This is a genomic window from Rhodocista pekingensis (genome assembly GCF_042665545.1).
GTDB lineage: Bacteria > Pseudomonadota > Alphaproteobacteria > Azospirillales > Azospirillaceae > Rhodocista > Rhodocista pekingensis.
On the sequence record NZ_JBHTCM010000010.1, the window covers coordinates 121,902 to 140,650 of the forward strand.

At 71.5% G+C, this 18,749-nt stretch carries 17 protein-coding genes; 8 read left to right on the forward strand and 9 right to left on the reverse strand.

Annotation, left to right across the window (positions count from 1 at the left end; genetic code table 11):
* The first annotated feature begins 23 nt into the window (after positions 1-23).
* Entirely contained in the window at positions 24-845 is an 822-nt protein-coding gene (locus ACFQPS_RS08800; RefSeq protein ID WP_377358220.1) for an NAD kinase, read from the forward strand.
* Positions 846-871: 26 nt separating this feature from the next.
* Here ACFQPS_RS08800 and ACFQPS_RS08805 read toward each other — a convergent pair whose 3' ends face one another.
* The gene (locus ACFQPS_RS08805; RefSeq protein ID WP_377358221.1) at positions 872-1,738 is read right to left on the reverse strand and encodes an N-formylglutamate amidohydrolase; all 867 of its coding nucleotides are present in this window, start codon (positions 1,736-1,738) and stop codon (positions 872-874) included.
* Positions 1,739-1,981: 243 nt separating this feature from the next.
* Between ACFQPS_RS08805 and ACFQPS_RS08810 the strand changes: the two genes are divergently transcribed.
* Both ACFQPS_RS08810 and ACFQPS_RS08815 read left to right on the forward strand, forming a co-directional pair.
* Positions 1,982-3,013 (forward strand): M14 family metallopeptidase, encoded by a 1,032-nt coding sequence (locus ACFQPS_RS08810; protein WP_377358223.1) that lies wholly within the window; start codon positions 1,982-1,984, stop codon positions 3,011-3,013.
* Positions 3,010-4,134, forward strand: coding sequence for an AbrB family transcriptional regulator (locus ACFQPS_RS08815; RefSeq protein ID WP_377358225.1), 1,125 nt, complete (start codon positions 3,010-3,012; stop codon positions 4,132-4,134). The genes ACFQPS_RS08810 and ACFQPS_RS08815 overlap by 4 nt, the downstream gene beginning before the upstream one ends.
* Here the strand turns inward: ACFQPS_RS08815 and ACFQPS_RS08820 are convergent.
* Together ACFQPS_RS08820 and ACFQPS_RS08825 are read right to left on the reverse strand one after the other, a co-directional pair.
* Positions 4,127-5,881, reverse strand: a complete 1,755-nt coding sequence (locus tag ACFQPS_RS08820; RefSeq protein WP_377358227.1) for a hypothetical protein — start codon at positions 5,879-5,881, stop codon at positions 4,127-4,129. The two genes, ACFQPS_RS08815 and ACFQPS_RS08820, sit on opposite strands and share 8 nt — an antisense overlap.
* A gap of 164 nt (positions 5,882-6,045) precedes the next feature.
* The gene (locus ACFQPS_RS08825; protein ID WP_377358229.1) at positions 6,046-6,558 is read right to left on the reverse strand and encodes a CreA family protein; all 513 of its coding nucleotides are present in this window, start codon (positions 6,556-6,558) and stop codon (positions 6,046-6,048) included.
* A gap of 188 nt (positions 6,559-6,746) precedes the next feature.
* On the opposite strand from ACFQPS_RS08825, the gene ACFQPS_RS08830 reads away from it, so the two are divergent.
* From ACFQPS_RS08830 to ACFQPS_RS08840, 3 genes are all read left to right on the forward strand, one after another.
* A complete protein-coding gene (locus tag ACFQPS_RS08830) occupies positions 6,747-7,889 on the forward strand; it encodes an AI-2E family transporter (protein ID WP_377358231.1) in 1,143 nt (380 codons plus the stop codon).
* 80 nt (positions 7,890-7,969) lie between these two features.
* A complete protein-coding gene (locus tag ACFQPS_RS08835) occupies positions 7,970-8,992 on the forward strand; it encodes an SPFH domain-containing protein (protein WP_377358233.1) in 1,023 nt (340 codons plus the stop codon).
* 12 nt (positions 8,993-9,004) lie between these two features.
* Positions 9,005-9,454, forward strand: a complete 450-nt coding sequence (locus ACFQPS_RS08840) for an NfeD family protein (protein ID WP_377358235.1) — start codon at positions 9,005-9,007, stop codon at positions 9,452-9,454.
* A gap of 31 nt (positions 9,455-9,485) precedes the next feature.
* Here the strand turns inward: ACFQPS_RS08840 and ACFQPS_RS08845 are convergent, their stop codons facing one another.
* The 4 genes from ACFQPS_RS08845 to ACFQPS_RS08860 all read right to left on the reverse strand — a co-directional run bounded on the left by ACFQPS_RS08845 (position 9,486) and on the right by ACFQPS_RS08860 (position 12,638).
* A complete protein-coding gene (locus tag ACFQPS_RS08845; protein WP_377358237.1) occupies positions 9,486-9,908 on the reverse strand; it encodes an HRDC domain-containing protein in 423 nt (140 codons plus the stop codon).
* Between the two features lie 192 nt (positions 9,909-10,100).
* A complete protein-coding gene (locus tag ACFQPS_RS08850) occupies positions 10,101-10,850 on the reverse strand; it encodes a SapC family protein (RefSeq protein ID WP_377358239.1) in 750 nt (249 codons plus the stop codon).
* A gap of 159 nt (positions 10,851-11,009) precedes the next feature.
* A complete protein-coding gene (locus ACFQPS_RS08855; RefSeq protein WP_377358241.1) occupies positions 11,010-11,378 on the reverse strand; it encodes a hypothetical protein in 369 nt (122 codons plus the stop codon).
* A gap of 114 nt (positions 11,379-11,492) precedes the next feature.
* Positions 11,493-12,638, reverse strand: a complete 1,146-nt coding sequence (locus ACFQPS_RS08860) for a DNA topoisomerase IB (protein WP_377358243.1) — start codon at positions 12,636-12,638, stop codon at positions 11,493-11,495.
* Positions 12,639-12,819: 181 nt separating this feature from the next.
* Between ACFQPS_RS08860 and ACFQPS_RS08865 the strand changes: the two genes are divergently transcribed.
* Positions 12,820-14,373 (forward strand): acetolactate synthase large subunit, encoded by a 1,554-nt coding sequence (locus tag ACFQPS_RS08865; RefSeq protein ID WP_377358245.1) that lies wholly within the window; start codon positions 12,820-12,822, stop codon positions 14,371-14,373.
* A 16-nt stretch (positions 14,374-14,389) separates the two neighbouring features.
* On the opposite strand, the gene ACFQPS_RS08870 is transcribed toward ACFQPS_RS08865, so the two are convergent.
* Positions 14,390-15,472: a Glu/Leu/Phe/Val family dehydrogenase gene (locus ACFQPS_RS08870; protein ID WP_377358246.1), complete on the reverse strand. Its 1,083-nt coding sequence runs from the start codon at positions 15,470-15,472 to the stop codon at positions 14,390-14,392.
* A gap of 235 nt (positions 15,473-15,707) precedes the next feature.
* Entirely contained in the window at positions 15,708-16,694 is a 987-nt protein-coding gene (locus tag ACFQPS_RS08875) for a peptidoglycan-binding domain-containing protein (protein WP_377358248.1), read from the reverse strand.
* A gap of 199 nt (positions 16,695-16,893) precedes the next feature.
* Here ACFQPS_RS08875 and ACFQPS_RS08880 point away from each other — a divergent pair, with 199 nt between their 5' ends.
* Positions 16,894-18,738 carry a response regulator gene (locus tag ACFQPS_RS08880; RefSeq protein ID WP_377358250.1) on the forward strand — a complete coding sequence of 615 codons (1,845 nt, stop codon included), beginning with the start codon at positions 16,894-16,896 and terminating at the stop codon, positions 18,736-18,738.
* The last annotated feature ends 11 nt before the right edge of the window (positions 18,739-18,749 follow it).

Here is an 18,749-nt window from a genome sequence, read left to right on the forward strand (position 1 = left end):
GGCTTGGACTAGAGTGCGCGGCCATGCCCGACCAGACGCCCCCGCTCCCGGACGCTTCGGACGCCGCGCTGTCCCCCCTTCCGCGGGCGCCGGCGCTGGCCTTCGTCGCGGCAGAGACGGACGACGCCCGCAGCGCGCGCGACCGCCTGCACGCCCGCTACCGCGGCGTCGCCCTGGAAGAGGCGGACATCGTGGTGGCCCTGGGCGGCGACGGCTTCCTGCTGGAGACGCTGCACGACACCCTGTCCCTGCGGGTGCCGGTCTACGGCATGAACCGCGGGTCGGTCGGGTTCCTGCTGAACGACTTCGGGGAGGACGGGCTGTCCGACCGGGTCTGCCGGGCGCAGCGGGTGGCGCTGCATCCCCTGCGGATGCGGGCGATGACGGCCGCGGGCGAGCGGTCGGGGCTGGCCTTCAACGAGGTGTCGCTGCTGCGCGAGACGCGGCAGGCGGCAAAGCTGCGGATCAGCGTGGACGGGGTGGTCCGGCTGCCGGAGCTGACCTGCGACGGAGCCCTGGTCAGCACGCCCGCGGGCAGCACCGCCTACAACCTGTCGGCCCACGGGCCGATCCTGCCGCTGGGGGCCGGCATCCTGGCCCTGACCCCGATCAGCGCCTTCCGCCCCCGCCGCTGGCGCGGCGCGCTGCTGCCGCACGACGCCCGCATCACCTTCGAGGTGATGGAGGGCGACAAGCGCCCGGTCAGCGCCGTGGCCGACTTCACGGAGGTGCGCGACGTGCTGCGGGTGGAGGTCTACGAGGACCGCTCCATCGCCTCGACGCTGCTGTTCGATCCGGAGATGAACCTGGAGGAACGCATCCTGAAGGAGCAGTTCCAGCCCTGATCCCGGACCGGTCGGCGCGGGCGCCCCTACTCCGCCGCCAGCGACCGCGTCCGTTCGCCGGCATAGTCGCAGATGACGCCGACCAGACGCTCCAGGTCGCGCTTCAGCCGCTCGAACCCGGCATGCCGCTCCAACGTCTCCTCGTTCATGTAAAGCTGGCGGTCGATCTCAAGTTGAAGGCTGTGCAGCCCGCGCTGCGGGCTGGAATAGCGGCGGACCAGTTCGACGCCCTTGTAGGGATCGTTCAGCCGCACCCGGTAGCCCATGCCGCGCAGGGCGTCGGCCACCATGCGGGTGAAGGCGGGGTCGCAGGTGGTGCCGTCGCGGTCGCCCAGCACGAAATCCACCGGCTCGTCATAGCCGTCGGCCCCGCCGCCGAGGGAGGGCATGGAATGGCAGTTGACGTGCCAGACCGCACCGAAGCGGCGGTGCAGCAGGTCCATCGCCTGGGCGAGCTGTTCGTGGTAGGGGCGCCAGTAGCGTTCGATCCGCTCCAGCACCTGGGCCGGCGACAGCCGCCCGTCATAGAGCGGCATGCCGGGCCGGCAGAGCGTGCGCACCAGCCCCATGCCCAGAGCGCTCTTCTCCGACGGGTTCAGGGGGCCGGGCCAGGAGCCGGACAGGATGCCGGGGTCGATGTCGTCGAAGGCACGGTTGACGTCGATGTAGCTGCGCGGGAACAGGGCGCAGAGCAGAGTCGCCCCCATCTCCGGCACCACGGCGAACAGCTCGTCCACATAGGTATCTTCCGCCTGACGCAGCAGGCCGAGGGGACAGATGAACTGGAAATCCACGGGGTAGCTGGTCCCGCTGTGGGGACTGTCGAACACGACGGGCACCCGTTTGCCGACCGGGTCCTGGCGGACCAGGACGTCGTGGATCACCAGACTCATGCTTGCGCTCCCCCTTGCCCCCGCCCCTGCTCCCCTGCCCCCCCCGGGCCCGGATACGCCGCCCCGGCCGCCTGCTCCCGGCCGGCGCCAGGACCGGCTTCCGGCTCCGCACACGCAGGCCCCGCGGCCCCGGCCTCTTGCACGGCCCCGCAGCCCGCCGGCGGACACACAGCCGTCACCGACCGTTTATTCAACCATCATAATTCCGTATACAGGGGCCCAATCCGGCCGTCGACAAGAACCATGGCGGACATCGCCCTTCGAACAGGGTTGTCACGATCGGGCACCCGCGGCCAACGGCGGGACGACAGGGAGGAGAGCGTGGTCACGGTGATCGACCCGATCGAACTGGTGGCGCCGGACATCGCGCCCTACCGGCACGGCAACACGGACATCGAGCATGTTAGCAGCATCACGGCGGACGAACCGGGACCGCATGTGCTGGTCAACGCCCTGATGCACGGCAACGAGCTGTGCGGGGCGGTGGCGCTGGATTTCCTGTTCCGGCACGGCATCCGCCCCCGCCGCGGCCGGCTGACCCTGTCCTTCTGCAATGTCGCGGCCTATGCCACGTTCGATCCCCGCGCGCCCGTCGCCTCGCGCTACGTGGACGAGGACATGAACCGCGTCTGGTCGCCCGTCGTGCTGGACGGACCGCGGGACAGCGTCGAGCTGCGGCGGGCCCGCCAGCTCCGGCCGCTGTTCGAGAGCGCCGACTTCCTGCTGGACCTGCATTCCATGCAGAACCCGACGGCGCCGCTGATGCTGTGCGGCCGCACCGCCCGGGCCGAGCGGCTGGCGCGGGCAGTCGGCTTCCCCGCCTGGATCGTGGCGGATGCGGGCCACGCCGCCGGCCGCCGCCTGATCGACCATGGCCGCTTCGCCGACCCCGACGGGCATGCCGTCGCCCTGCTGGCGGAATGCGGTCAGCACTGGCGCAGGGACACCGGCCCGGTGGCGGTGGAGACGACCCTGCGCTTCCTGCTGGCCACCGGCTGCATCGACAGGGCGGACGCCGCCCCCTGGCTGCCCGGCGGTCCCCGGCCCGAGCCCTGCCTCGTCGAGGTGACGGAGGCTGTCACCGTCGGGTCCGATGCCTTCACCTTCAGCGAACCCTATCTGGGCATGGAGATCATCCCCGCGGCCGGCACGGTCATCGCCAGCGACGGCGGCCGCCCGGTCCGCACCCCCTATGACGACTGCATCCTGATCATGCCGTCCCGCCGCCTCTCCCGGGGACAGACGGCCGTCCGGCTGGGGCGGCTGCGCCCGTGACGGCGGCGGAGGAGACGGAGCGGCAGCAGGCGCCGGAGGTCGCCGCGGCGCCGGCGGGCACCGACTGGCGCGGCTTCGCCGCCGCGCTGGGGCTGGGAGCCGTGGGGGGCAGCCTGTTCTTCCTGCTGCATGTACCGCTGGCCTTCATGATCGGCGCCCTGGTGTCCGTCACGGCGGCGGCGATGGCGGGCGTGCGGGTGTCGGTGCCGCGGCGGCTGCGCACCGCGATGGTGGTCGTTCTGGGCATCATGCTGGGCAGCGCCTTCCGCCCGGCCATGCTGGAGCACCTGTCCGAGTGGGCGGTCAGCCTGGGCGGGCTGGTGCTCTACACCGTCGCCGCGGCGCTGGCGGGTCTGCTCTATCTGCGCCGGGTCGCCCGTTACGACGGGGTCACCGCCTACTTCACGGCGATGCCCGGCGGCTTCCAGGAGATGGTGCTGATGGGGTCGGCGATGGGCGGTGACGACCGCACCATCGCACTGGCCCACAGCATGCGGATCATGCTGACCGTGCTGACGGTGCCCTTCGCCTTCCAGCTCCTGCCCGGCTTCGCCCCGGCGGCGCGGGACTGGTCGCTGGGCGGCCTGGGACCGGGGCTGATCGACCTGCCGCTGCGCGACGTGGCGCTGCTGGCGGCCTGCGCCCTGGGGGCGCCGGTCGCCCAGCGGCTGCGCATCCCCGCCGGCATGCTGGTGGGGCCGATGCTGCTGAGCGCCGCCGTCCACCTGAGCGGGCTGACCGCAGGCAAGCCCCCCGGCCTGCTGGTCGCGGCGGCGCAGGTGGTGATCGGTGCCGGCATCGGCTGCCGCTTCGCGGGCGTGCCGCTGCGCACGATCGCCACGGTGGCCGCCGCGGCCCTGGGGCTGACGGTGGCGCTGCTGGCGGTGACGGTGCTGATGGCGCTGTCCGTCCACCTGCTGACGGGCCTGGATCTGGCGGCGCTGATCCTGGCCTACGCCCCCGGCGGGCTGGCGGAGATGAGTCTGGTGGCCCTGTCGCTGCATGTGGACGCGGCCTTCGTGGCGACGCACCACATCGCCCGGATCGTGCTGATCGTCATCTTCGCGCCGCTGGCCTGGCGGCTGTGGCAGGCCCGCCGGCAGCGCGCCGCCGTCAGGTGAACCGGGCCCGGTTCAGCAGGTCGTAGAAGGTGCGCAGGGCCTGGGCCTTCTCCTCGGGCGAGGTCAGACCCTCGATGAACTTGCCGTCGAAGTTCGGCTGGCGCAGGTGGCCGATGATCTGGTCGCGGACGATCCGGCGGGCCCTGGGGCTGGACAGCACGTCGGTGGCGGCGAACTGCACCAGACGGGTTGCGCGCACCCGCAGATGGGCGGAGGGATCGTCCAGCTTCTCGACGATGCGGGCCTGGACGATGTAGTCCGCCACCATCCGGTCCAGCCGGTCGGCCAGCGGCTCCTTGTCCGTCTCCTTCAGCCGGCAGCCGATCAGGCCGCTGTAGACGGCGGCCAGTGCCTGCATCTTCGGTTTCAGCGGCGTCGCCGGCGGCATCAGGCCCTGGATTCCGCCAGGATGGCCCAGGGTGCCCTGAAGCCGGTCAAGCACCGCCGCCTGTTCCGCCTGACCAGCGGGGCTGTCCGCCAGGGCGATCAGGTAGGCCAGACGGTCGGCCCCCGTGGGCAGCAGCGACAGCACCCCGTCCATGGAGATGCGCCGCCCCTCCCCGCCGCCCTGCTCGATGAAGCGGAAATGGCCCAGGGTGAGCGCCTCCGCCACGCGCGGGCCGCCGAATACGCCGGTCGGCTTCACCAGCCGGGCGACCAGAGCCTGGAAGGCCTCGCGCTGGCGGTGCGGGTCGCCGGCCAGGGGCTGCGTGGAGCGCAGGCTCCGGACCAGCGATTCCAGCAGGATTCCGCGGGTCTCCGGCGCCTGACCGGAGGCGACCCAGCGGCTGAGTACGACCGTGACCGCCGGCGCCTTCTCCCGCTCCAGCGGCTCGTAGCTCCCCTCGACGATGTCCACCAGCCGGTTGAGCGCGGTGGACAGATCGGGCTGGCGGCCCAGCAGGTCCTGAACCACCGCCGGGTTGATGACGGCGTCCGCCACCAGGGAGTCGAGGACCCGGATGTACTGGGCCGCGTGGTTTCCGGCGGTCCCGTCCTCCCCGCCCAGGGAGAGGATCCACTCGACCTTGCCCAGCAGGTTGCGGATGTTCACCAGATCGCGGCAGAGCACGACCTTGGCAAGGTAGTCCGTCTCTTCCGGGTCGCCGTTGGCGTACCGCTCCACCTGCGCCATGGTGGCGGGCAGGCCGGCTTCCTTCGGGTAGGGCAGCGTGCGGCCGGCTACGGCGCGCTCGGCCCGGGTCCGCAGTTCCTCGATCCGGGCATAGATGTCGTCACGGCGGTTGCGGACATCCTCCCCCGTGGCCTTGGACTGGATCGACGCGACCCGGCTGACGGCGTTGGGCAGCAGCGCCTCGAAGTTCATCACCCGCTTCATCTCTCCCGCGTTGTGCAGAAGCTCCGACGCGGTGAGGCCCTTCTCCTCCAGATACTGGCGCAACAGGCGGGAGATCGTCTGGCGGCTGTCGGGACCGAGATACTGCTGTGCCGCCGTGCAGACCGGCGCCTCCTCGATCGGGGAGATGGCGATGGGCCTGCGGCTGCGCAGACGCATCTCGGTGAAGATCACCGTCTCCACCGTCCCCTGCCCGCCGGGACGGTTGAACTCCCGCACGATGCGGACGCCATCGTGCCTGGGCAGGATGTGGACGGCGAATTCACGCGCTTCCTGCTCGGAACGGCATATCCGCTCCAATACCCAGTGGTCGGTCCTGAAGATCTGGACCTCGAAGCTGATGATCGGTGCGATGAGCCCCGTCCCCCCCACATCCACCGCCTGCCGCATGGCTTTTTGCCCCCGGCGCACCCCGGCCCGCCGAATGGCGGCGCCCCCCGGGACGCAGCAAAATTGCTGACGATTTTGAAGTAAATGCGCCGAATGTCAATGAACGGATTTACGTCGAACGAAAGCGACCGGACCAGTTCGACGAAGACTGACCGGAGCCTCCCTCAGTCCTTCGGCTTGCCTCGGGACCAGGTGGCATTGGCGGCGAACAGCGGCACCGTGGAGATCGCCATCTTGGCCGAGGCCTCCTTCACCTCCCGGCTGTAGACGACATAGATCAGTGTGTCGTTCGCCCGATCATAGATGCGGCGCACGGCGATGGACTTGAAGACCAGGCTCTTGCGCTCGGAGAAGACCTCCTCGCCGCTCTTCGAGGTGTCGATCTTACCGATCACGATGGGGCCCGTCTGCCGGCACGAGATGGAGGCGTTGGACGGGTCCTCGAACCAGTTGCCCTGGGCCAGACGGTCGATCACCGAGCGGTCGAAATGGGCGATGTGGCAGGTCACTCCCTGGATGCCGGGATCGGCCACGGCCTCGACGACGATGCCGTTGCCCGTCCAGTCGTTGGAGAATTCCCCGACCTTCTCGGCAGCGGCGGGGCCGGCTGCAAGGAGAAGGGCGCCCAGGGCCGCGGAGGGGGCAATGAGGCGCAGGAAACGGATCGGCAGGCGCATGGTCGGGTTCCATCGGTTCGGAGCGGATCAGCCGGAGCAAGCCTAACGGTGGCGGACGGTCCTGCGCAATCGCCGGCCGACGGCACCCCGCGCGACGGCGCTGAACCAACCGCCGCCAGCGGTGTTCTAGCCTGCATCCCGGCCCATCGCCGGCGGACCTTCCCCGGAGTACAGGAGCGTTGGGCGGCATGCCTGAACAGACCGCGGTGGAGCACACCTTCGCGGAGGCGAAGGCCGAGCGGACGGGCCTGTCCGACCCCCTCGACCCGGCCCCCCTCGACCCGGCCCCCCTTGACCCTGCCCGGGTACAGACGGTGGCGATCCTGGTGCTGCTGGCGCTGGCGGTGATGTACACGCTCCACTTCACCCGCGAGGTGTTGCTGCCGGTGTTCCTGGCCTTCCTGCTGAGCCTGCTGCTGCGCGGGCCGGTCAAGACCCTGCGCCGCCTGCATCTGCCCGAGCCGCTGGGCGCCGCCCTGGTGACGCTGGCGCTGCTGGCGACCGTGGGCGGGCTGGCCTACATGCTGTCGGAGCCGGCGACGGCCTGGGTCCGCCGGCTTCCCGTCATCGTCTCCGAGGTCCGGGAGAAATTCGGGGACATCCAGGCCCAGATCGAACAGGCCCGCCTGGCCACGGAACGGCTGCAACAGATGACGGGCGCCGGCGACGCCCCGCCCGAAGTGGTGGTGCGCGGCCCCTCGCTCGCCGCCGAGATCCTGTCGCAGACCCAGATCGTGATGGCGCAGGCCGCCGTGACCCTGGCGCTGACCTTCTTCTTCCTGGCGTTCGGCCGGCACACGCTGGAAAGCGTGCTGCGCTCCCTGCCGCGCGTCGCCGACCGGCTGCACCTGGTCGATATCGTCAATACGGTGCAGATCAACATCTCGGCCTATCTGATGACGATCACGCTGATCAACTCGGCGCTGGCCTTCGTCACCGCGACCCTGCTGTGGGCGCTGGGAATGCCGAATCCGATCCTGTTCGGCGGCATCGCCGGCCTGCTGAACTTCATCCCCTACATCGGGTCGGCCTGCACGACCATCATTCTGGCGGTCGTGGCGCTGCTGAGTTTCGACACCTGGTGGGCCGTGCTGCTGCCGCCCGCCTGCTTCATCATGCTGACCGCCCTGGAGGGCAACTTCGTCACGCCCACCATCGTCGGCCGGCGGCTGACGCTGAATCCGATCTTCGTCTTTGCCACCGTGCTGTTCTGGGGCTGGCTGTGGGGCATGCCCGGGGCGCTGCTGGCGGTGCCGATCCTGGCCGTCTTCAAGATCCTGTGCGATGCCACCCCGCCGCTGCGCACCCTGGGCGCGCTGATCGGCGGCTGATCCCTGCATGCGGCATTGCGGAATTCCCCAATGAGACGCATCTAAGGAGGGATTGCGCAACCGCTGGAATCAGAAAGGCCATGGTGGAGATGGAAGGCGTCAGCCTGTTCGTGGTGGCGATCGTGGTGTTCGCGGTCGTCCTCGTCCTCTTGAGCGTGAAGACCGTGCCGCAGGGCCGCGAATACACGGTCGAGCGGTTCGGCCGCTACACCCGCACCCTGTCACCGGGGCTGAGCTTCATCGTGCCGGTCGTGGACCGGATCGGCTCCAAGCAGAACATGATGGAGACGGTGCTGGACGTCCCCAGCCAGGAGGTCATCACCAAGGACAACGCCATGGTGACGGTGGACGGCGTCGTCTTCTTCCAGGTACTGGACGCCGCCCGCGCCGCCTACGAGGTCAACAACCTGCAACTCGCCATCCTGAACCTGACCATGACCAACATCCGCACGGTCATGGGGTCCATGGACCTGGACGAACTGCTGTCACAGCGCGACCGCATCAACGCCCAGCTCCTGCATGTGGTGGACGAGGCGACGCAGCCCTGGGGCGTCAAGGTCACCCGCATCGAGATCCGGGACATCCAGCCGCCGCGCGATCTGGTGGACAGCATGGCCCGCCAGATGAAGGCCGAGCGCGACCGCCGCGCCGTCATCCTGGAGGCGGAGGGCGCCCGTCAGGCCGCCATCCTGCGCGCCGAAGGCGAGAAGCAGGCCGCCATCCTGGAGGCGGAGGGCCGGCGCGAGGCCGCCTTCCGCGACGCCGAGGCGCGCGAACGCGCGGCCGAGGCCGAAGCCGCTGCCACCCGCATGGTCTCCGAGGCCATCGCCAGCGGTAATGTCCATGCCATCAACTACTTCGTGGCGCAGCGCTACGTCGATACGCTGAAGGAGTTCGCCACCAGCCCGAACCAGAAGATCCTGTTCATGCCGGTGGAGGCGGCGAGCGTCATCGGGTCCATCGGCGGCATCGCCGAGATCGCCCGCGACGCCTTCCCGCCGCGCAGCGGCGGCGGGACCGGGGACGGCCCCGGCGGGAACCGACCGGCCGCCGCACCGCGCAGCCCCTGGGCGACCTCCGGCGCTCCGGCCGGCGAGAGCTGACGGAGCACGGCCATGGAGGGAGTCCGCATCGTCTTCTGGCACTGGTGGGTGGCGGCCGTCCTGCTGGGCCTGCTGGAGATGTTCGTGCCCGGCGCCGCCCTGATCTGGCTGGGGCTTGCTGCCGGCGTCGTCGGGCTGGCGCTGCTGGCCCTGCCGGACCTGTCCTGGCAGGTGCAGTTCGGCGGCTTCGCCGTGATCGCCATCGCCGCCGTGGCAGCCTCGCGCTTCGTGCCGACACGCCGGCTGGAGGAGACCGACCAACCGACGCTGAACCGGCGGGCGGAGCAGTATCTCGGCCGCACGCTGCGGCTGGAAACGGCCATCGTGAACGGCCGCGGCCGCGCCTATGTCGGCGACAGCCTGTGGACCGTGGCGGGGGAGGAAGACCTGCCGCAGGATACGGCGGTGCGGGTGATCGGTGTCGACGGCGCCCTGCTCCGGGTGGAGCGGGCGCCGGGCTGACGGAATGGAAGGGTGGGACGGCCGGGGAGACTCACTCGTCGGCCGTCAGCTCCTCCATGGTCTGACGGACCACCTGGACGATGGCCGCACCGCGTTCGCGCGTGTCCACGCCCAGCGAGCCGGCGATGACCGACAGTTCGATCTCCGTCGTCGGCGCGTAGCGGCAGATTTCCGTCAGCAGCGCGTTGGGCAGAACCTCCTCGCGGGACAGGCCGGTGGCCCGGGACACATCCGCCCGCCAGGACTTCAGCGCCTCCATGATGGCGCTTTCGATCTGCTCCTGCTCCTCCTTGCGGCGGAGGTCGCGGTACTGGACCAGCAGGCGCCAGGCCCCGTCGGCATAGGCGGTGTCGATCCGCACAGCCTCGACGCTGCGAAGGAAGGAGGCGACTCGCGCCTCGTCGTCCTGGGCGGACTCTTCGCGGATGGTGAAAGTGCGGATGTCCAGGCTCATAGCGGGTTCCGTCGCTCCGATGGGCAGGACCGGGCGGTCCGTCTCCCGGCCGCGCCAGTATAGGGCCTCGGGATGACGAACGCACGATCTACCCAGTTCAGCCGGGGTATCGCACGGATAGATTAAGGGACGGCTAAGACAGAACAGGGCGCCCGCGTGGGCGCCCTGTCCAGGAGACCGGTCCGGGAGGGATCAGGCCGCCGCGGTGCGGCGGGCCGTGGCCTCGACCAGCTCATTCCAGTGACCCAGCGACATCAGATGGGCGTAGACCAGCCCGATCCAGTTCCGCTTGCGCCACTCGATGAACACCTCATCGGGCAGCTCGTTGAACTTCTTCTCATCCACGACGCAGAAACCGGACAGGGAGATGCGCTTGTTCTCCGGCGTCACCATGTCGGCCCGCTGCTCCGTCAGCAGCCCGCGGGACTTCAGCTCCTGGCAGAAGGCCTGGGTCTGGAAGGCCGACTGGTTGAAGGTGCCGCAGAAGTTCAGCGCGTCCTGGCCCGCCGCCCCGGGCTGATCGCCGTCGAACAGGGCGAACTCCCCGTCGGGACCGACCACCGCCGTGTCCTCTTCCATGCAGAGGATCAGGCGCTCGCGGTCCGGCGTCTCCATCAGGATGAACGGGTAGCGCCGGACATAGGCCGGGATCGGCTTGCCGCGCTTCCAGGTGCCGTCCTCCTCCAGGAACAGGTTCTCCTGCGGGCGCAGGCCCATCAGCGCGACGACGGACGGCTGGTCCCCGTTGGTGAAGACCAGCGGATAGTGCCCCTGGAGCACCGGAAATTCCTCCAGCACCACCGGGATCGCATTCGTCCCCGACGCATAGGCGAAGCTGCGGCGCTGCTTCACCTTCCAGTCCTTGTGGCGCTCGATCGCCACGGGTACCGGCGCCTTGTAGAACAGCGGCATCCCTGCCGGCGCGCCCGTCGCTTCGCTCATGACTCGTCCCTCGCCTCATCGCATTCCGGTCCGACCCACCCGGCCGGATAGATCGGCTCCACCTGCACAATCGCGGCAGACGTGTCAACAATGCTCGTCCGACGGGCTACGCTTTGTCGCCGCCGGCGCGGCACGGCTACCCCGGAGGGCGGGGCGCCCTCAGGGGCGGCGCACGGGACGCTGCAAGGTCTTCCGCGGCGGTGGCACGACGTCAGGCAACCAGATCACCAGGGTCGGCTGCCCGGCGATGATCTTCAGCACCTTCTCTCCCCGCGCCGGCAGCCTGACCTTGCGGTCCATGCAGAACTGCACCAGGGCTGCCGCGACCTCCGTCTCCTCGAAGGAGATCGAGCGTACCTCGCCGTAATCGTCGCGGACCGGCAGCGTGATGCGGACCGGCGGGCCCAGATCGATGCGGGTGTCCTCCAGGGTGCCGGAGGGAAGCTGGCGGCGCAGGCGTCCGGCGAACTGGACGAGGGCGCTGGTCAACTCGCGGTCCGTGAAGCTGATGGCGCGCATCTCGCGCATGGAGGGCTCCGAGAAGGATTCCGAGGCCGGCGGAGGGGGCGGCATCATACCTGTTCCGGGGGTGATTTCCACATGGGCCGCCGGGTCTTGCGGCGCGACCCAGGCATACCGGACCTACTCCGCCGCCCGCGCCGGCCGGACCTCTTCCCGAGGGCGGCGGCCGGCTCCCTTCTTCACCGGCCCCTTCTTCACGGCCGCCACTTCGCGGCTCAGGCGCGTCTCCAGGAAGGCCAGCACGGCCGCCTCCTCCGGGGAGAGGCCGGGCAGGTCCTCGCGCAGGGTGCGCTCGGCTTCCGCCCGCATCTGCTCCAGCAGACTGCCCTCCAGCCAGGCGCTGACGACCTCGGGGTGGACGTAGCAGCGGCGGCAGACGGCCGGGGTGTTGCCCAGCCGCGCCGCGACGGTGCGGATCGCCCGCGACAAGGTGCGTTTGCGCGCGGCCTCGCTCATCGCCTGCTCGACCTCGTCCAGCGCGAAGGCGGCCAGCACCGTCCCGGCCCAGGTGCGGAAGTCCTTGGCGCTGAAATCCTCTCCCGCGATCTCGTGGATATAGGCGTTGACGTCGCCCGAGGTGACGGTGTGGCGCTGCCCGTCATCGTCGAGATACTGGAACAGGCGCTGGCCGGGCACATCCTGGCAAGCCTTGACCAGCCGCGCCAGCCGGCGGTCGCGCAGGGTGAGCTGCCAGACCTTGCCGCTCTTGCCGCGGAAGCCGAAGCGTATCTCGCTGCCCGCCACCTCGACATGGCGGTCGCGCAGCGTGGTCAGGCCGTAGGAGCGGTTCTCGCGGGCGTAGCTGTCGTTCCCGACCCGGATCAGGGTGGCGTCGAGCAGCCGGACCACACAGGCCAGCACCCGTTCCCGCGGCAGGCCGCGCCGACCCAGGTCGGCCTCGACGCGCGTCCGGATGCGCGGCAGCGCCCGCGAGAAGGCGAGCACGCGGCCGTACTTGTCGCTGTCGCGCGCCTCCACCCAGCGGGGGTGGTAGCGGTACTGCTTGCGCCCGCGGCCATCGCGGCCGGTGGCCTGGACATGGCCGTCCGGGTCGGCGCAGATCCAGACGTCGGTATAGGCCGGCGGGATGGCCAGCGACCGGATGCGGGCCAGGGTCGCCGCATCGCGCACCGGCCGGCCGTCGGGGCCGACATAGCGGAAGCCGCGGCCGCAGCGACGGCGGCGGAGACCGGGTTCGTCGTCGTTCACGTAGCGGAGGGCGGCGGCCTTCGCCGTCTCCACATCCATGGCGCGGTCGTTGTCCACTGTCCTGCCCGGCGGCCGAGGTGCCGGATGCAAACCGGCGGGCCGGCGATTGATCTCGATGGGCCGCCCCGGCGGCCGAACTGGCCGCCGGCGGCGTTGCACCCTAGGATGCCGCCGGTGGAGCAACCGGCTGTGGCCGCGACAGCGGCAGGTCCGGCAACGAAATACGGAGGAGATGTGCATGAACGGAGCCGAAGCCCTGGCCCAGGGACTGCGGTCGGCAGGTCTGGACACCGTGTTCGCCAACCCCGGCACCTCGGAAATGCATCTGGTCGGGGCCTTGGCCGCGGTGCCGGGGATGCGCCTCGTGCCTGGCCTGTTCGAGGGGGTGCTGTCGGGCGCGGCGGACGGCCATGCCCGCCTGACCGGCAGGCCCGCCGGCCTGCTGCTGCATCTCGGCCCCGGCCTCGCCAACGCGACGGCCAACCTGCACAACGCCAGCCGCGCCGGCAGCCCCGTCGTCAGCATCGTCGGCGAGCACCGCTCCAGCCTGTTGCCGTTTGACCCGCCGCTGGCATCGGACATCGAGGCCATCGCGCGGCCCTATGCCGGCTGGATCCGGCGGCTGGAGCGGCCGGAGGAGGCGGCGGAAGCGGCGCGGGCCGCCGTGGCCGCAGCACTGGGAACCCCGGCCCGGCATGCCGTGCTGATCGTTCCCGCCGACGTCGCCTGGGGTGAGGCGGGACTGCCGGACACGGGCGGCGGCCCCCTGGCGCCGCGGGTCGATCCGGTGCCCGACGCGCGCATCGAGCTGATGGCCGACATGCTGCGCACCGGCGGCCATGCCGCGGCCCTGCTGCTGGGGGGAACCCTGCTGGACGGGCGCGGCAGCCTGCTGGCCGGGCGCATCGCGGCGGCGACCGGCTGCCGCGTGCTGAGCGAGACCTTCCCCACGGCGCAGCGCCGCGGTGCCGGCCTGCCCTATCTTGAGCGGCTGCCCTACTTCCCGGCCGAGGTGTTGCAGACCCTGGACGGGGTCCGTTCCCTGGTCCTGGCCGGCGCGCGGGAGCCGGTGGCCTTCTTCGGCTATCCCGGCAGGCCGGACCGGCTGGTGCCCGAGGGCTGCGGCGTGGACCGGCTGTGCGGCCCCGGCGAGGACGGCCACGCCGCCCTGGAGGCGCTGGCCGGGCTGCTGGGGGCGGGGAGCGCCGATCCGGTGCTGCTGCCGGAACAGCGGCCGCTGCGGCCGGAGGGGCGGCTGACGGTGGATGCGGTCGGACAGGCGATCGGGTCCCTGCTGCCGGAGAACGCCATCGTGGTGGACGAGGCGATCACCTCCGGCGCGCCGTGCTACCGCTTCACGGTGCAGGCGCCGGCGCACGACTGGCTGTCGCTGACGGGCGGCTCGCTGGGCTTCGGCCTGCCGGCGGCCCTGGGGGCGGCGGTGGCGGCACCGGGCCGCAAGGTGCTGGCGCTGGTCGGGGACGGCTCCGCCCTCTACACCAACCAGGCGCTCTGGAGCCTTGCCCGCACCGGGGCCGACGTGGTGGTCGTGGTCTTCGCCAACCGCGCCTACCGCATCCTGCAACTGGAATACGCCAACATGGGGCTGGGCAGTCCGGCACCGGCGGCGCAGGACCTGATGCGGCTGGACACCCCGGATCTGGACTTCGTCAGTCTGGCGCGGGGCTTCGGCATCCTGGCCGCCCGCGCCGACGAGGCCGGGGAGTTCACCCGCATCCTGGAACGGGCCCTGGCCGAGCCGGGCCCGTTCCTGATCGAAACGGTGGTCTAGCCGCCGCCGGTTCCGGCTACTCGGCCACGCGGGCGAACGGGGCGGCGGTCTTGCTGCCCCGGGCCGCGGCCAGCCGCTCCCGCGCCATGCGGTCGGCGACCTCGCTGGTCGGGCGGCCGTCCGCGTCGGCGCGGCGGAAGATCTCCGCCAGCGTGGTGGGGATGCGCTCGACCTGACGCAGCACGGCGTCGCGGTCGTAGGCGTGCATCACCTCGGCGGCGACATTGATGATGCCGCCGGCGTTGATGACATAGTCCGGTGCGTAGAGGATGCCGCGCTGGCGCAGCAACTCGCCCACCGGGTCGGTGGCGAGCTGGTTGTTGGCCGCACCGGCCACGACGCTGGCCTTCAGCTCGGCCACGCTGCGCTCGTGCAGCACGGCCCCCAGGGCGCAGGGGGCGAAGACGTCCACCTCGGCGGCGTGGATGCGCTCCGGCGGCAGGGCCGTGGCGCCGTAGGCTTCCACCGCGCGCGCGACGGCGTCGGCGTGGATGTCGCTGACCACCAGCGTGGCGCCCGCCTCGGCAAGCTGGCGGGCAAGGTTGCCGCCGACATTGCCCAGCCCCTGCACCGCCACGCGCAGCCCCGTCAGGCTGTCGGTGCCGAGCCGGTGCCGCACCGCCGCCTTCAGGCCCAGGAAGACGCCATAGGCGGTGAAGGGGGACGGGTCGCCGCTGGCGGCACTGCCCTTCGACAGACCGGCGACATGGCGGGTGGACTGGCCCATGGCCTGCATGTCGGCGACGGTGGTGCCGACATCCTCGGCCGTGATGTAGCGGCCGCCGAGCTGCTCCACGACGCGGCCGAAGGCCCGCATCATCGCCTCGGTCTTGTCCTTGCGGCTGTCGCCGATGACGACCGCCTTGCCGCCGCCCAGCGGCAGTCCGGCCATGGCGTTCTTGTAGCTCATGCCGCGCGACAGGCGCAGCACGTCGCGCACCGCCTCGGCCTCGCTGGCATAGGGCCACATGCGGCAGCCGCCGCAGGCCGGGCCGAGGGCGGTGTCATGCACCGCGATGATGGCGCGAAGGCCCGTCTCCGGGTCGCTGCCGAACAGAATCGTCTCGTGATTGTCGAAATCCGGGGCGTCGAAAACCATCCGGGGGGTCTCCTGCCAGATCAGAGGTCCCGCGGCGGCGCCGGGTCCGCCGAAGGCCGCGGGGAACAAGGGTCAAGGGCGCCGCCGTGCGGCAGCCCGCCGCATCCATCCTATTTCCGGAGCGATGACGGGGTCGATTTCGTTTCCGCCCGCCGATTCGCACGAATGGCCCAGCCCATGGCCGCCTCCGGGACCGTTCGTGTCCCTGGGGCGGTACCGGCCGGGGCGGCGGAGATCAGGGCGTGCGGGAGCGCAGGCCGGCGGAGCCGCGCGCACCGCCCGCGCCGGGCTGGCGCGGCGGCGGATCGAAGCGCGGTTCGCGGCGGCCGTCGGGCGCCGGCGGGGGGGCGCCCAGGGTCGGCTCGCGCCGGACGGGACCGGCTCCCGACGGTGCGCGACCCGCAGGGGGCCGGCGCCGGGCAGCGGCACGGGTGCGGCCGCTGGACCACCAGGAGAAGCCGAGATAGGCGACGATCAGCCCGACCAGCCCCATCAGACCGTAGCTGATGTAGCCGGGGTCGATGACGGAACGCAGGTCGAAGCCGGTCCCTTCCCCCTCCTCCGCGCCGACCGTCTCCACGCCGGCGCGCGGGGCCGAGGCCGGGGCCGGGGCCGAGGATGTGGTCGGATAGGCCGGGGACGCCGTCGTGTCCCGGGAGGCCGCCGGAGCGGTGGCGGCAGGCGCCGGCCCGCGGGGCGTGACCGGCGACACGGCGCCGGGTTCGATGATGCTGCCGGTCTCCCCACCCTCCACGGCGGAGACGCCGGGCGCCGAAGGCGCCGCGGTGGGGCGGACATCGCGCTCCTTGACCATGGGGCTGGAGGAGCGCGCCCGGCTGTTGGGATCGGCCAGATTGCCGACGGTCGGCTTCTCGACCGTGGAGCGGTCCTCCAGCAGGCGGTCCACCGTGGCCTTGTCGAGCGTCCCGGTGACCTTCAACCCCACGGATTTCTGATAGGCCTTCACGGCCGCCGTGGTGGCCGCGTCCAGACGGCCGTGGGCGCGACCCTGGTAGAAGCCCTTCTGGTCCAGGATCTGCTGCGCCCACTGGATGGTGGCACCGTTCGGCGCATCCTCCGCCCGGGGGGCCGGGGGGCCCGCGGTGAGCGCCGCCAGCGCGAGCAGAAGGCCGAGGGCGGGGCCGCGGCCGCGGCTGCGGCGGACCCAGGCAGGGCTGCGGAACGGACGGGCGGGGCCGGAAGGGCCGGAAACGCTGCTCATGGACGTCGATGCTCCCCCGGACAGGCGCGGCCCGGGTACGTCTGGAAAGGGGATGGATGGCCGCCCGGTCAGGGCGGCGGGCACGGGTTCCTGTGCGCCGGGTTCCGTGCGCCTGTACCTATACGCTTGAACCGGCACGGCGGATGGACCAACCATAATCACTGATACTATAAAGTGGCAGCAAAATGCCGCTCGTGCCATGTCATCACCCGCTGCGCCACCCCCCGCTGCACCGACCGCCCCGGATGCGCTGCCCGCGTGGCGTCTGCTGACCAGACAGACTCAGACCGCCCTGGCGGTCATCGGGCTTGTCTGCCTGCTCACCATCGTCGCCGACCTGACCCTGGCGGGGTCCGGGGGAGACGTGACCGCGCTGATCGCGGGCCGCCTCGCCCTGGTGGCGGTGTCGCTGGCCGTGCTGCGGCTGACCTTCCTACCCCCCGCGCCGAAGCGGCTGGGAATGGCGCTGGCGCTCTGGCAGGCGATGCTGATCCTGCTCCAGTTCGCCACCGTGACCGTATGGCCGCCGGGCCTGCCGGCCGACGTGGCGGCACTGGTCTTCCTGCTGGCGGTCTACATGCTGCTGCCGAACCCGCTGGCGGTCGCCATCGGGTTGGGGACGGTCCTGACGCTGGGGCATCTCGGCCTCGCCTGGGTCCTGTCGCCGACCGGCTCTCCGCCGGAACCGGCGGTGCTGCTGGCCGCGGCGGCCGCCAACTTCATCGGCATCCTCTCCATCCAGCGCCAGCAGATGCAGGCCCGCGTTCTCGGCGCCCTGCGGGAAGAGGAGGAGCGGCGGCGCGGCGCCGAACTGATGCTGGCGGCCGAACGCGAGGGCTGGGAGCGTGCCCGCGCCATCGCCCGTGCCGAGCGGGCCGCCTTTCTCCAGAGCGTGCCGATCCCTTTGCTGCTGCTGGACACCGACGGCGCCCCCACCGTCCACAGCCGCATGGCGGAGGATCTTCTGGCGGACCTGTCGCCGGAGAAGGTGCAGTCCTGGTTCAAGGCCCTGCTCACCTGCCCTGCCGGCCAGTGCCGTGAGGCGCATTTCCAGACCGGCGGCGGCGCCGCCCGCATCCTGATGGCCTCCAGCCGCCCCGTCTCCATCGAAGGGGCGCCTCTGCTCGTGGTGGTGCTGGCGGACGTGACGAAGCTGCGTCGGCTGGAGACGGAAGCCCTGACCCAGGAAGCCGCCCGGCAGACGCCCGCCGCCGGAAGGAGCCCGCCCCGGCCGGGCCGGACCCTTTCCGTCCTGCTGGTGGAGGATGACGATGTCAGCCGCATCCTGGCGCGGACCCTGCTGGAACAGGACGGCCACCGGGTGACCGAGGCGGTCACCGGCAACGAGGCGGTCACCAGCGCCGCGGCCGGTGGCTTCGACGTGGTGCTGATGGACATCCGGTTGCCGGGCCTGGGCGGACCGGCGGCAGCGCGGGCGATCCGCGCGCTGCCCGACGATGCGGCCAGCCGCGTCCCCATCGTGGCCATGACGTCCAGCATGGCGCCGGCCCATCTGGCGCGCTACCGCGCCTCGGGCATGGACCGGGTCCTGCCCAAGCCGGTCGAGCGCGAACCGCTGCGCCTGCTGCTGGCGGAGATCGCGGGGGCTGCGGTCTGCGCGCTGCCGGCCCCTTCCGACGCCCCGGCCGGGCCGGAGGCCGTTCCCGCACCGGCATCGGCGGCAGAGCATGCCGCCGAGCATCTCGACCACAGCGTCCTGGACGGACACCGGGCGGTGCTGGGCGAGTCGCGCATCGCCCTGGTGATCGACCGCTTCCTGGATGCGGCCCCCGAGACGCTCGGCGCGGCCGTCAGCGCCGGCAGCGACGGCGACATGCCGGCCCTGGCGAAAGCGGCGCACAAGCTGGGCAGCGGCGCCCTGACCGTGGGGCTGCGGCCGCTGGCGGATCTGGCCCGGCGGATCGAGGCACAGGCCGAGAAGGGCGAGGAGAGTGAGGCCCGTGCCGGGGCCGAACGGCTGGACACCCTGTTCCGCGCCGGGGCGGACGAGCTGAACGCCTATCGCCGGCGGCTGGCGGACTGAGAAGACGCCGG

Excerpts from the sequence above, each read along its gene's own strand:
- ACFQPS_RS08800 (WP_377358220.1), top strand. The coding sequence starts at position 24 with ATGCCCGACCAGACGCCCCCGCTCCCGGACGCTTCGGACGCCGCGCTG.
- ACFQPS_RS08805 (WP_377358221.1), bottom strand. The coding sequence starts at position 1,738 with ATGAGTCTGGTGATCCACGACGTCCTGGTCCGCCAGGACCCGGTCGGC.
- ACFQPS_RS08810 (WP_377358223.1), top strand. The coding sequence starts at position 1,982 with ATGGCGGACATCGCCCTTCGAACAGGGTTGTCACGATCGGGCACCCGC.
- ACFQPS_RS08820 (WP_377358227.1), bottom strand. The coding sequence starts at position 5,881 with ATGCGGCAGGCGGTGGATGTGGGGGGGACGGGGCTCATCGCACCGATC.
- ACFQPS_RS08825 (WP_377358229.1), bottom strand. The coding sequence starts at position 6,558 with ATGCGCCTGCCGATCCGTTTCCTGCGCCTCATTGCCCCCTCCGCGGCC.
- ACFQPS_RS08830 (WP_377358231.1), top strand. The coding sequence starts at position 6,747 with ATGCCTGAACAGACCGCGGTGGAGCACACCTTCGCGGAGGCGAAGGCC.
- ACFQPS_RS08835 (WP_377358233.1), top strand. The coding sequence starts at position 7,970 with ATGGTGGAGATGGAAGGCGTCAGCCTGTTCGTGGTGGCGATCGTGGTG.
- ACFQPS_RS08840 (WP_377358235.1), top strand. The coding sequence starts at position 9,005 with ATGGAGGGAGTCCGCATCGTCTTCTGGCACTGGTGGGTGGCGGCCGTC.
- ACFQPS_RS08845 (WP_377358237.1), bottom strand. The coding sequence starts at position 9,908 with ATGAGCCTGGACATCCGCACTTTCACCATCCGCGAAGAGTCCGCCCAG.
- ACFQPS_RS08850 (WP_377358239.1), bottom strand. The coding sequence starts at position 10,850 with ATGAGCGAAGCGACGGGCGCGCCGGCAGGGATGCCGCTGTTCTACAAG.
- ACFQPS_RS08855 (WP_377358241.1), bottom strand. The coding sequence starts at position 11,378 with ATGCGCGAGATGCGCGCCATCAGCTTCACGGACCGCGAGTTGACCAGC.
- ACFQPS_RS08865 (WP_377358245.1), top strand. The coding sequence starts at position 12,820 with ATGAACGGAGCCGAAGCCCTGGCCCAGGGACTGCGGTCGGCAGGTCTG.
- ACFQPS_RS08870 (WP_377358246.1), bottom strand. The coding sequence starts at position 15,472 with ATGGTTTTCGACGCCCCGGATTTCGACAATCACGAGACGATTCTGTTC.
- ACFQPS_RS08875 (WP_377358248.1), bottom strand. The coding sequence starts at position 16,694 with ATGAGCAGCGTTTCCGGCCCTTCCGGCCCCGCCCGTCCGTTCCGCAGC.
- ACFQPS_RS08880 (WP_377358250.1), top strand. The coding sequence starts at position 16,894 with ATGTCATCACCCGCTGCGCCACCCCCCGCTGCACCGACCGCCCCGGAT.